The organism is Acinetobacter sp. NIPH1876 (genome assembly GCF_022808535.1).
Lineage (GTDB): Bacteria > Pseudomonadota > Gammaproteobacteria > Pseudomonadales > Moraxellaceae > Acinetobacter > Acinetobacter higginsii.
This window is the reverse complement of the sequence record NZ_JALGBR010000012.1, coordinates 1-11,939: the sequence shown is the minus strand read 5'-3', so window position 1 is coordinate 11,939 and position 11,939 is coordinate 1. Positions and strand designations below refer to the sequence as shown.

Sequence of the window (11,939 nt, the reverse complement as noted above, 5' to 3'; positions counted from 1 at the left end):
CAAGATGAGTAACTTAAATTTAAACTTCTACGATAACAACCTGATTCAGCCCGTTACTGAACCAGAGACCATTAGCTCGCCAGACAATGGTGCTCATATTCTGATTGAGCAACTGTATAAATTTTATGGTGAGGTCAAAGTCCTTGAAGACCTTGATCTGAATATCCAAGCGGGTGAATTTGTGGCCATCGTTGGCCGTAGCGGCTGTGGTAAAAGCACCCTGCTCCGTTTGATTGCTCAACTCGAAAAAGCCAGTTATGGCGAAATCAAGTTCCAATCTGCTCGCAATTTCCGTGAAGGCATTACCAACCACGATATTCGTGTCATGTTCCAAGATCCACGCCTGTTACCATGGAAAAGCATTATACAAAATGTACAATTGGGTTTGCCTAAAAATCAGCATCAGCTTGCAGAAGTATTGTTAGAGAAAGTCGGGCTAAAAGACAAAGCCACACAATGGCCAGCTCAGCTCTCAGGTGGGCAACGGCAACGCGCTGCACTTGCACGGGCGCTTTCCCATACGCCACGTATTTTGCTGTTAGATGAACCGCTCGGCGCATTAGATGCACTGACTCGGTTGGAAATGCAGAACCTGATTGAGCGTCTTTGGAAAGAACAAGGTTTTACTGCCATCTTGGTTACGCATGATGTCAGTGAAGCAGTGCAATTGGCAGATCGAATTATTCTGCTGGATCAAGGGCATATCGCCCATAGTTTTCAGGTCAATCTACCACGGCCACGTAAAAAAAGTATTGCATTCGCTCAACTCGAGCAACAAGTCCTTGATGCGGTTTTAGCGACCTAAAGCCGCATTAATTTGCACTAAAATGTGACCAAAATAATAAAAAACTTGTGCTCTTTTCCCCTGATCAGAAAAAAATTATTTACAAAATATGTATGCATTTTTTTAGATTTCAATAATTATCAAATACATCGTTTACATTGGTCTAAAAAGTATATTTTTTTCGATAAAAAATTTTCGCAATTGTGCACAAATCCGACAATTTATCTTACAATGTCAATGACATTTTTTGAATCAAGCTCGCAGATGGAACAGAAGAAAAGTACACAAAAGCGCAATCAACTGCTGAATGCTGCCCTAGATGTTTTTTCCGTCTATGGGTTTAGTGGTGCCAGCCTCGATGAGATTGCACAGCTTGCAAATATGCATAAATCGAATATTTTCTATTACTATGAAAATAAAGAATCGCTTTATGTCGAAGTGCTTACCACTGTGTTGCAAAAGTGGCTTGCACCCTTACAAACCCTAGAGTCTGAGCTTGAGCCTACTGAAGCACTCACTCACTATTTGATTCAAAAAATTGAAAGCTCACGTGATCAGCCAAAAGCCTCACGTTTATTTGCCCTCGAAATTATTCAAGGTGCACCGCATATTTTACCAATCTTAAAAGGTCCTTTGAAAAAGCTATTTAAGCGCAAAACCAAAGTAATTCAAACTTGGCAAGAACAAGGTAAATTGTCGGCAGAGGTCGATCCAGAATTATTGATTCTCAACATTTGGGCCATCACGCAAAATTATGCTGATTTTTCAACACAAATAGAAATGGTCACAGGTAAAACTTTACGCAACCGTAGCATGTATCAACGTACCATCGAACATACTATCCATGTGATGTTATACGGCGTGTTGCCTCGTTAAATTTTCTTCACAAGCCTTATTTTAGTGATTGAAATACATAAAAAAAGCGACTATGTAAGTCGCTTTTTTCATTCAGGGTGTGATGGAAAAACCACTTATGTGCGCTAAACACAAGAGTGGCTTAAAGTATTTCGTGTAAGGTGTATTATGTTAATTTTAGGAGAACTAATTAAAAGCCTTTAAGTATTTTATTAGCTCATCTTTCCCTTGTTTTTGTGCCCTCTCAAATGCTGTTTCTTTATATTTATTTTTATGCTTCATATCTATTCCATATTCAGCTAAAAACTGTAATCCGTATAAATTATTATAATCTACGAAAACATGTGGCATTTGAAAAACTGGATCTTTACCTAATGGATCACAACCTAAGTCTATCAATAATTTATAAATTTCAGAATTCTGATTAAGTCCAGCAATCGCTAATCCTTTTTGCGTTATTATCTTTATAAAATAGTCTTTATAGTGGTTATAAAAATAAAATACTATTTCATCACAATATCTAAATGCCAATTCAAGTGGTGTGTATACAAATGATTTCTTATTAGGGTCTGCACCTAGTTCTAGTAGTTTCTTAGCTAAATCAGTATTATTTTTCTGAATACTTAATCCTAACGGAGTTCCTACGCCCTTAAGATTCCTATTTAATTCACTTTTACTAACTTTTTGGGAGAGTAATAAATCTATTTCATCTACTAAATCAAGATAGCAAGCATATACAAGTGTTTTCTTTATTTTTTCTTGTTGAAGGCTTTCTTCTAATTGAATTTTTCTTTCTTGACTAGATGGAGTCACATCATAGGTTTGATATAAGATCAATTCCATTGCATCATCCCAAAATAATTCAGGATTGTAGTCAGTATGATGGATTATTTTTTTATCAATCGAAGAATAACTATAAATTCCATTATCTAACTCAGCACTATTCATAAGATCATGTATCTCTAGGAAAATATCATTAGAATTTTCTAGATGTTTGAATTCTTTATTATCTATTTCATAAACAACCGCATACCTTAAATGATCCGTTTTATTCATCACAAAGAAAAAAGCTGGGCTAATCTTTAGGCTATCTACTTTTCTTAAAATTGTATCTATCGTTAGATTCATGGGCTGAACTAAATATCATAAATTTTAAATTAGTATAAAAGAAAATTTATCAAATATTGAGATCATTTAACATTATAAGTACCACGACAATAAACCAATAAAAACTATTCACTTTCAACAACTTAAAAAGATAAAATTTTACCCATAGATACTACTGTATTAAACCTTTACATTTAAAAATGCGCCTGATACAACGCCAATAATTTTTGTGCACCAAGCAACAGATTCTCTTCCCAGTCCAGATGCGCAGTATCATTGGCACCATCCGTAATATATTTGACTGAAATCAAACGTACCCCGAGCTTTTGGCATACTTTCGCTAAGGCATAGGCCTCCATATCCACCAAATTACAGCTCACTTTCGGCACGCCTGTTTCAAACGAATCACCTGTGCCACAGATCCCCTTGGGTAAAAGCTCAAAATGGGGTTGAGTATGGATTTCCGCAGGAATCTCATCATCCATCGGTGTCACACCCACCGCAAAACCTAAGGGAGACACATCCATATCACGTTGCACGAAAGTAATGACTTCAACCAGACTGTGCGCATCAAAGTGAGAGCTACCTGCACTGCCCAAGTTGATTAGTGTCTTACAGCCCGTTTTTTGAATCACTTCAAAGGCTTTAAATGCCGCATTAATTTTGCCGATGCCACTGTAATGGACTTCAATGCCTGCTTGCTCAAATAGACCTTTAGATTCATTCGGCAAAGCCATAATCAGAGCAACATCAGCATTCATAAAAAAGACTCGTTCAAATCAAAATAGAGACACAAAAAAAGGTGTGCTTCGGCACACCTCGATATTATTGCATCTTCTGCTGTAAGGCGACCAAACAAGGAGAGAAAAATAATTGACCGCTGTACGCTCCTGCCAGTGTTTTTTTCATTACCAATGTCCATAGGCCAACCAACAACAGACTTAAAAGCACAGCCACATACTGTAAGAAGTCGATATGTAACTGATGTGCCAAGTTAAAGATTGCCAAGATAAACACACCAAATGGGAAAGTCAGTCCCCACCAACCCAAGTTAAATGGAATGCCAGTACGCATATGACGCAGTGTGGTCAAAATCGCAATCCCAAACCACCATAAGCCAAAACCTAATAACACCAAACTTGCCACAATGCCCAAGGCTGGAAGTAATATCGCTAGGCCTTCGAAACTCATCGCCTGCATAATGCGTGGCGCTTGTTCACCCAGTAATAATAACGCTAATGCACCTGTTCCAATCGGCCCTAAACATAACCAGCTAGAAATCGCGACCTCTTTTTCAGGTAATTGATGCAAAGCCAGACGTAGCATCAAAATGGTTAAGATCGCAAAAGCAGGTAAGACAGAAATGCCCCACAATACATAGCCTGTGATCAAGATGGTTAACGCATGTTGATCGGCAGCTAAATGCTGCAGCAACAAGCCTGCTGAACTGGCAGCGACTTCACAGGCCACAATCGGGAGTAACCACACCGCAGTCATCCGTTGTAGTTGGTGATCTTGGCAGCTAAACATACAAAATGGCACCACCCACGCAATCACGACAGCCAGAAACACATCCAGATACCAGAGATAAGTGGCAATTTGAACGGCAATATCGCCATATAATTGCGTACCGAAACTGAGAAAACCATTGGCAATCGTCGCTAAGCCCATCGGAATCGCACCGAGGAATAAGCTCATGTTGGGATGAGTAAAAATCTGCTTGGCTTCAGCTGGAAATAAAATCCAGCGTAAGATATAGAGCACACTAAAAGTGCTAAATAACAGAATATTAAACTGCCATAATTTGGTCGCAAGCATAAACAAAACAGATGAGGCGAAAGGCAACTGTGCTAAAATCATCGCGACCACACCTGTTCCCATGGTTGCAGTAAACCAGTTCGGGGTAAAATGGCGAATCACATCGGTGCTCTGCTCTAGCTGATAAAACGGCTTTTTCATCTCTTTCTCAATATCAAGCGACTATGCAGTTATTTTAGGTCAACCCATAAATAAGAAAAATTGATTTATTTTTATTTAATGAATCAATTTAATTGATATAAAGCTTCTAAATATTGAAAATTTCCTGTGTAAAAACACAACAACAAGACGAAACGCTGAGAATATGGCAATATATAGCCTTTGCAAAATCACTGTATTTAACGCCCATGAAGTTGCTTCGTCTCAACGCATTATCGCCAGATTTTCAGTTACCCCCAACTGCGGTAACGATTGGCAATTTTGATGGTGTCCATCTCGGCCATCAAGCGATGATTGCTCAACTCAAAACGTTGGCTGAAGCGCAAGGCTTAAAAACATTGGTGATGATTTTTGAGCCACAACCACTTGAATTCTTTAAAGGTTATGATGCACCGCCTCGCATCAGCTCGCTCAGAGAAAAAGTAGAATATTTAACTGAGCTCGGTGTGGACTACATTGCAGTTGCGAAATTTGACCAATATTTTAGAAGTCTAAATGCCACAGAATTTGCCGACCTACTTAAATTAAAACTCAATGCGCAAAGCTTGGTACTCGGTGATGATTTTCATTTTGGCAAAGACCGCCAAGGTAACAGTGAATTCTTACGCGACTACGGTTTTGATGTCACCAATTTAAATACCGTGGCTTTAAATAATGAACGTGTCAGTTCAACTCGTATTCGTCAGGTCCTTCAACAGGGCGATCTGGCATTAGCGGCCAAACTATTGGGACGTCCTTATAGCATCACAGGCCGAGTGCAATATGGCGATCAGATTGGTCGTACCCTTGATTTTCCAACGATTAATGTCCGTTTAAACCGTCACAAACCCTGTCTAAACGGCATCTATGCTGTGGATGTGGTCTGTGAAAATGCATCTTTGACTGCAAAAGTAAAACATCCAGATCCTGCTCTCAACGGGATTACAGGCTATCAAGCTGACAGTTTGTTTGGTGCAGGTCATGTGGGGACGCGCCCAGCCATCAAACAAGACCAGCCAGAATGGCGATTAGAGGTACATTTCCCTGATGTTTCTGCTAATCTGTATGGCTTATTGATGCGGGTAACCTTTCTTCACTATTTGCATGGTGAACTGAATTACCCTTCGCTTGAAGCCCTCAAAGCCGGAATTGATGATGATGTGCAACAGTTACGAGACTATCGTACTAACACAGCTGAATTTCCTTTTTAAATTTAATTAGTAGGATTTGTTAATACTTCACAAATCCTAAAGTAATACATGTCAGTTTACAAACTGATCAAACTGGAAGAAAACTTGCATGAGCGATAAGCAAACTCCTGAAAATGCAGTGGATTATAAAGCCACACTCAATTTGCCAGCGACTGAATTTGCCATGAAGGCAAACTTGGCTGTGCGTGAAGCCAAATGGTTAGAAGAGTGGTATGCCGACAACATTTATCAGCAGATTCGTGAAGCGCGTATTGGCAAGGAAAAATATGTACTGCATGACGGCCCTCCATATGCCAATGGTCAAATCCATTTAGGCCATGCAGTCAATAAAGTCTTAAAAGACATTATTATTAAAAGCCGCGTTTTAGATGGCTTCGATGCACCGTATGTACCAGGTTGGGACTGTCACGGCCTGCCAATCGAACTGAAAGTCGAAGAAAAAGTCGGTAAAGTGGGCGTTAAAGTTGATGCCTCAACTTTCCGTAAAGCTTGTCGTGAATATGCCTACACCCAAGTCGAACTACAAAAGAAAGATTTTGTACGTATGGGCGTGTTCGGTGACTGGGACAATCCGTACCTGACCATGAACTTCAAGCAAGAAGCGGATATCGTGCGTGCCTTGGGTGCCATTGCTAAAGCAGGCCATATCGAACCGGGTCTAAAACCAGTGAACTGGTGTATGGACTGTGGTTCATCATTGGCTGAAGCTGAAGTTGAATACGAAGACAAAAAATCAGATGCGATTGATGTTGGTTTCACGGTTGTTGATCTTAAAGATCTCAGCACACGCTTAAATGTTGATGTTCAAGATGCCACGGATATCGTGATCTGGACCACTACACCATGGACCTTGCCTGCCAACCAAGCAGTCGCGCTGCACGCTGATATCGACTATCAATTGGTTCAAGTCACGACTGACCGTGGTACGCAAAACTTTATTCTTGCCAAAGACTTGGTTGAATCAGCAATCGAACGCTACAAACTGGAAAATCCAGTGGTACTCGCTGATTTCAAAGGCGCTGCAATTGAGAACCTTCTTTTGCAACATCCACTGTTGGCAGATCGTCAAGTGCCTGTAATTTTAGGCGAGCACGTGATTGCAACCAGCGGTACAGGTGCCGTTCACACTGCACCTGGCCATGGTGTGGACGATTATAAAGTCGGTTTGCTGTATCAATTAAAAGTTGAAAACCCTGTCGGTGGTAATGGTGTTTATTTACCAACATCACCAATTTTTGCAGGGGAACACATCTATAAAGCCAATCCTCAAATCATTGAGGCATTGGGTGCAGTTGGTCGTCTATGGGCACATCAGCCAATCAAACACAGCTATCCACATTGCTGGCGCCATAAAACCCCAATTATCTTCCGTGCGACGCCACAATGGTTTATCAGCATGGATGCCAATGGTCTACGCCAAAATGCCTTGAATGCGATTGAAAACGACATCGAATTTGTGCCTGATTGGGGACAAAGCCGTATTCAGTCCATGATTGAAGGTCGTCCAGACTGGTGTATCTCACGTCAACGGACTTGGGGTGTGCCAATCCCATTCTTTGTACACAAAGATACCAATGCATTGCACCCACGTACACCTGAATTAATCGAAGAAGTGGCAAAACTGATCGAGCAAGAAGGCATTGATGGTTGGTATAACCGTGAAGCGAGTGAGTTCATTGGTGCTGATGCGGAACAATATAATGCAGTGCGCGATACTCTGGACGTTTGGTTTGACTCAGGCACAACACACTACGCTGTGCTTCGTGAACGTGATGATTTACAAGATCCAGCAGACCTCTATCTTGAAGGTTCAGATCAGCATCGTGGCTGGTTCCAATCTTCATTGCTGACTTCAATTGCAATCAATGAACGTGCGCCATATAAAGGCCTACTCACCCACGGTTTCGTAGTGGATGAGAAAGGCCGTAAGATGTCTAAGTCATTAGGCAACATCATTACCCCACAAGACATTATCAAAGATATGGGGGCTGATGGCTTACGTTTCTGGATCGCATCTGCTGACTATCGTTACGAAATGACAGCTGGTAAAGAAATCTTTAGCCGCGCATCAGATGGTTATCGTCGTATTCGTAATACCTTACGTTTCTTGTTGGCAAACTTGAATGGCTTCAAACCATCAACAGATGCTTTACCAGTCGACCAGTTGATTGCATTGGATCAATACATCTTGCAACGCGCTGCTGAAGTTCAAAAAACCATTCAGCAAGCCTATGAAGAAATGAACTTCCATATTGTGACCAATGCATTGACCAGCTTCTGTATCAATGACTTAGGTGGCTTCTATCTCGACATCATCAAAGATCGTCAGTACACCACCAAAGCAGACTCACAAGCTCGTCATTCTGCACAAACTGCGTTGTATCATATCGTACAAGCTTTTGTTCGTTGGATGTCACCAATCCTCAGCTTTACAGCACAGGAAGCTTGGCCATTGATTCCAGAACAGACTGGAAAATATGTATTTACCGCTGAATGGTATGACATTCCAACCGCATCAACAGCAAACTTACTGTCTGAAGCAGATTGGCAAACATTGATTAGCGTAAAATCAGCAGTAAATAAACAGATTGAAGCAGCACGTAACGCTAAACTCATCGGCAGTAACTTATCTGCAAAAGTTGAACTTTGGGCAGATGAAGCATTACAGACATTGTTAAACCAATTGGCTGATGAATTACGTTTTGTCTTGATCACGTCTCAAGTCATCGTTCACCCTTATGCTGAACAAGGTGAAAGCACGGATCTTGCAGGATTACGTGTCCACGTCTCCGCAGCAGATGGTGAAAAATGTGTACGTTGCTGGCATGTACTGCCAGATGTAAATGCACATGTTGGCCATCCTGGTTTATGCGCTCGTTGTATTATCAACGTCACTGGCAGTGGCGAAGTGAGAAAATATGCATAATTCTGTGCAAACTAGCCCAACAAAAAAAGGCTTATTCCAATTTTACCCGCACAACGTACTATGGCTTGGACTTTCAGTCCTTGCCATTGTGTTGGATCAATGGACCAAATGGATTGCAAGTTCGCATTTAAACTATGCGGACCCTGTTCCCGTCCTGCCTTTTTTAAATTGGACACTGCTGCATAATTATGGCGCAGCATTCAGCTTTTTATCTGATGCAGGTGGCTGGCAACGCTACTTCTTTACCTCATTAGCAGGTTTTGTTTCGGTGATTTTTGTTTTCTGGCTGATGCGTATGCCGAAAAAAATGATTGTATTACCGATGGCAATTGCGTTGATTCTCGGTGGTGCAATTGGCAATTTAATTGATCGTGTCAGCTTGGGCTATGTGGTCGATTTTATTCATGTTTATTATCAAAACAGCCATTTCCCAGCCTTCAACCTTGCGGATAGCTCAATTACCCTAGGCACGATTTTACTGCTGATTGATACCTTCTTCCTTGAGAAGAAACGCAACCAAAATGCGGATGCATAAGATGAACGAAATTATCCAACCAAACGAAGAAATCCGTATTCAAGATGGCTCAAAAGTCGACTTACATTTTTCTGTATCGGTTGAAAATGGTGTTGAAATCGACAATACCCGTGGTCGTGAAGAGCCTGTTAGTCTTGTAATTGGTGACGGTAATCTGTTACCTGGGTTTGAAAAGGCTTTATTTGGTTTACGTGCAGGTGACCGTCGTACTGTACATTTACCACCTGAAGATGCTTTTGGACCTTGGAATGCAGAAAATATCCAAATCTTCGATACGGTTAAATTTGAACAACGCCCAATCGTGGGTCATATGATTGAGTTTGAAGACAAGGCCAAAGCAACGCTATTTGGCGTTGTAAAATCGGTCAATGATGACACCACTGAAATCGATTTTAATCATCCACTGGCAGGCAAAAATATTACTTTTGAAGTGGAAATCTTCAAAGTCACCCCAGCAGGCCAGCAAGGCATCAAATTGATGTAACAAAAAAGCTCTCAAATGAGAGCTTTTTTTTACGCTGAAGAAAAGTATAAGATCATTTAAAGGCATTCATTTTTAAAATCAAAGCAATAACACAAAGGAATTTAAACATGCTCATTTATATTATTGTTGGTAGTGTTCGCGAAGGGCGTACAGCGATCAAGGTCGCCAATTGGGTAGAGCAAGCGACAACTGAACTCGCATTAAAAGATATCCAAACAGAAATCGTCGATCTTAAGGAATGGGACTTACCGCTCTTTGCAGGTTCTCATCCACCTGCGACAGGCATCTATGATCAGCCGAAACAACAGCAATGGGCAGATAAAATTGCGCAGGCACAGGCGTTTATCTTCATTAGCCCTGAATATAACCATGGCTATAGTCCAGCACTGAAGAATGCCTTGGATTATGTCGGTAAAGAATGGCAAGGCAAACCTGCAGCCTTTATCGGCTATGGTTCTACCAATGGCTCACGTTCAATCAGTCAAATTCGCCAAGTAACCTCAAGCTTAGGTCTAGTTGACCCCAATGCAGTGATTGAAATTAGAGATATCTTTAAACGCAATAAAGACGAGAGCTTTGAAGCCAATGAGTTTGAAGTGAAGGGATTAACAGCGCTGATTAGCAAACTACAGAAATATAATATCGCCTAATTGTACGTCTAGGCGTACGTTAATTAGGTCGATTTACGTCTGTTTCACTTCCGACTTGATCGCTAATATATAAAGCATAGAGAGACAGGAAGTCTCATTGAGAATAAGAATAGACACAGGACGTGGTCGTTAATAGGATATCAACGACATAAACTGAATATGAAGAAGCCCCGTCAGGATGATGGGGCTTCTTTTTGTCTTTATTTTTATAGGTGATTTAAAGACTTTTTAAATACACAATCATTTCGGTAGGTTCCGCAAGGTTGGAATAGTAAATACAGACACTAGTCTGCTTGGCGACCAAGCAAAGAAAGCGTTACGAGAGCTTTCGCCTAGTAAAACTGTTGTACAACATAAATCCCTCCAACATCATTTGCGAGCTCATATACTTGTTTGTCGGAAAAACCTTGGTGGTTTACCTCTATACTTTCTCTCTTCAAACTCAATACATGCAAACATTGCTAGAGAGCTTAATAATCCAGCCACAACTACTGCGTATATACCTAGTCCTAAGCCAATAGAGATACTTAAATCAAACTTATCGTTAACTAGTTGAGGAAAGACTAAAAAAATAAAAGCACTCAAAGCAGCACCGACGCATAAGCCTGTTTTTCCTGCCTCAGCTCGTTCATGTCTCATCGCTGAATATGCAACATCCGCATGACATACTCTACATACAGTTTGCCTATGTTCAACAAAAGAACGGCAATGCCCACAGATCCAACCGTCTTTTATAGGATATTCAACAGGTGATTTACCTTCTAGCTCTCGGCGGCTGTTTTCTTCTGAGACTTGCTTCCACTCTAGTAATAAGCTTACAGCGTAAACTTCCTCATCATTATCAATAAGTTTTGCGCAGTTTTGGCAAAGCCAGATACCATTTGATATATGGGACCTTTTGTCTTTCGTTAATAAAGAATCAAAACGTGGACCACCTTCTGAAGCTCCAGTAATATGAGCAGCTACACCGATTCTTGTTGCCTTTTCCTCATTGGAATTTGGTCCAGATGTCAAATATCTACATTCCGGATTAGAACAACGGTTTCCAACTCGTTCCTGTAATGTTCTCTTTGATTCTTTATTAAAATCATCTCTACTATTCAAGAGTAAATTTCCTATAAATTAAAGTTTTTCCCAAAAACTGACTAAAGTTATAAACTCTAACTACTGTATAACCAAAAATTAGATTGGCTTTTCATTTACATTAATATCAACCATTAGATTTATCTCATACTTATCTTTATGCTTTTAGTTATCAATAGAATAACCTTTCAACACTCATAAAAGTTAACCAATCAGGCCAACATTTCTAACACATTATGTTTTTTATTCTTACTTTTCTTCCGCGCATAAAAAACACCCCCTCTGCGTTAGCGGAGGGGGTGTTTAGATTTAAAAGCTGGCGATGACTTACTCTCACATGGCAAGTGC

11 protein-coding genes are annotated in these 11,939 nt (G+C 40.5%); 7 read left to right on the top strand and 4 right to left on the bottom strand.

The window, feature by feature from the left end; translation table 11 throughout:
• Nucleotides 1-4 precede the first annotated feature (4 nt).
• On the top strand, nucleotides 5-805 hold the full coding sequence (locus tag MN869_RS13835; protein ID WP_243308238.1) for an ATP-binding cassette domain-containing protein: 801 nt from the start codon (nucleotides 5-7) through the stop codon (nucleotides 803-805).
• Between the two features lie 243 nt (nucleotides 806-1,048).
• Complete coding sequence (locus MN869_RS13830; protein WP_004801743.1) at nucleotides 1,049-1,660, top strand: TetR/AcrR family transcriptional regulator; 612 nt, start codon at nucleotides 1,049-1,051, stop codon at nucleotides 1,658-1,660.
• 165 nt (nucleotides 1,661-1,825) lie between these two features.
• Here the strand turns inward: MN869_RS13830 and MN869_RS13825 are convergent, their stop codons facing one another.
• The 3 genes from MN869_RS13825 to MN869_RS13815 all read right to left on the bottom strand — a co-directional run bounded on the left by MN869_RS13825 (nucleotide 1,826) and on the right by MN869_RS13815 (nucleotide 4,705).
• Nucleotides 1,826-2,767, bottom strand: coding sequence for an ankyrin repeat domain-containing protein (locus MN869_RS13825; RefSeq protein ID WP_243308237.1), 942 nt, complete (start codon nucleotides 2,765-2,767; stop codon nucleotides 1,826-1,828).
• 173 nt (nucleotides 2,768-2,940) lie between these two features.
• Nucleotides 2,941-3,507, bottom strand: a complete 567-nt coding sequence (locus MN869_RS13820; protein ID WP_243308236.1) for a 5'-nucleosidase — start codon at nucleotides 3,505-3,507, stop codon at nucleotides 2,941-2,943.
• 64 nt (nucleotides 3,508-3,571) lie between these two features.
• A complete protein-coding gene (locus MN869_RS13815) occupies nucleotides 3,572-4,705 on the bottom strand; it encodes a TDT family transporter (RefSeq protein WP_243308234.1) in 1,134 nt (377 codons plus the stop codon).
• 206 nt (nucleotides 4,706-4,911) lie between these two features.
• Here MN869_RS13815 and ribF point away from each other — a divergent pair, with 206 nt between their 5' ends.
• The 5 genes from ribF to MN869_RS13790 all read left to right on the top strand — a co-directional run bounded on the left by ribF (nucleotide 4,912) and on the right by MN869_RS13790 (nucleotide 10,508).
• Nucleotides 4,912-5,913: a riboflavin biosynthesis protein RibF gene (ribF, locus tag MN869_RS13810; protein ID WP_243308232.1), complete on the top strand. Its 1,002-nt coding sequence runs from the start codon at nucleotides 4,912-4,914 to the stop codon at nucleotides 5,911-5,913.
• An 88-nt stretch (nucleotides 5,914-6,001) separates the two neighbouring features.
• Entirely contained in the window at nucleotides 6,002-8,839 is a 2,838-nt protein-coding gene (ileS, locus tag MN869_RS13805) for an isoleucine--tRNA ligase (protein WP_243308230.1), read from the top strand.
• Entirely contained in the window at nucleotides 8,832-9,374 is a 543-nt protein-coding gene (gene lspA / locus MN869_RS13800; protein ID WP_005186355.1) for a signal peptidase II, read from the top strand. The genes ileS and lspA overlap by 8 nt, the downstream gene beginning before the upstream one ends.
• Nucleotide 9,375: 1 nt before the next feature.
• Nucleotides 9,376-9,858: a peptidylprolyl isomerase gene (locus tag MN869_RS13795; protein ID WP_005320012.1), complete on the top strand. Its 483-nt coding sequence runs from the start codon at nucleotides 9,376-9,378 to the stop codon at nucleotides 9,856-9,858.
• A gap of 107 nt (nucleotides 9,859-9,965) precedes the next feature.
• Nucleotides 9,966-10,508 carry an NAD(P)H-dependent oxidoreductase gene (locus MN869_RS13790; RefSeq protein ID WP_243308228.1) on the top strand — a complete coding sequence of 181 codons (543 nt, stop codon included), beginning with the start codon at nucleotides 9,966-9,968 and terminating at the stop codon, nucleotides 10,506-10,508.
• A 381-nt stretch (nucleotides 10,509-10,889) separates the two neighbouring features.
• On the opposite strand, the gene MN869_RS13785 is transcribed toward MN869_RS13790, so the two are convergent.
• Nucleotides 10,890-11,612 carry a hypothetical protein gene (locus tag MN869_RS13785; protein WP_243308225.1) on the bottom strand — a complete coding sequence of 241 codons (723 nt, stop codon included), beginning with the start codon at nucleotides 11,610-11,612 and terminating at the stop codon, nucleotides 10,890-10,892.
• Nucleotides 11,613-11,939: the final 327 nt, after the last annotated feature.

Bases quoted from the DNA above. Each gene is read 5' to 3' on its own strand.
- MN869_RS13835 (WP_243308238.1), top strand. From the start codon at position 5: ATGAGTAACTTAAATTTAAACTTCTACGATAACAACCTGATTCAGCCC.
- MN869_RS13830 (WP_004801743.1), top strand. From the start codon at position 1,049: ATGGAACAGAAGAAAAGTACACAAAAGCGCAATCAACTGCTGAATGCT.
- MN869_RS13825 (WP_243308237.1), bottom strand. From the start codon at position 2,767: ATGAATCTAACGATAGATACAATTTTAAGAAAAGTAGATAGCCTAAAG.
- MN869_RS13820 (WP_243308236.1), bottom strand. From the start codon at position 3,507: ATGAATGCTGATGTTGCTCTGATTATGGCTTTGCCGAATGAATCTAAA.
- MN869_RS13815 (WP_243308234.1), bottom strand. From the start codon at position 4,705: ATGAAAAAGCCGTTTTATCAGCTAGAGCAGAGCACCGATGTGATTCGC.
- ribF (WP_243308232.1), top strand. From the start codon at position 4,912: ATGAAGTTGCTTCGTCTCAACGCATTATCGCCAGATTTTCAGTTACCC.
- ileS (WP_243308230.1), top strand. From the start codon at position 6,002: ATGAGCGATAAGCAAACTCCTGAAAATGCAGTGGATTATAAAGCCACA.
- lspA (WP_005186355.1), top strand. From the start codon at position 8,832: ATGCATAATTCTGTGCAAACTAGCCCAACAAAAAAAGGCTTATTCCAA.
- MN869_RS13795 (WP_005320012.1), top strand. From the start codon at position 9,376: ATGAACGAAATTATCCAACCAAACGAAGAAATCCGTATTCAAGATGGC.
- MN869_RS13790 (WP_243308228.1), top strand. From the start codon at position 9,966: ATGCTCATTTATATTATTGTTGGTAGTGTTCGCGAAGGGCGTACAGCG.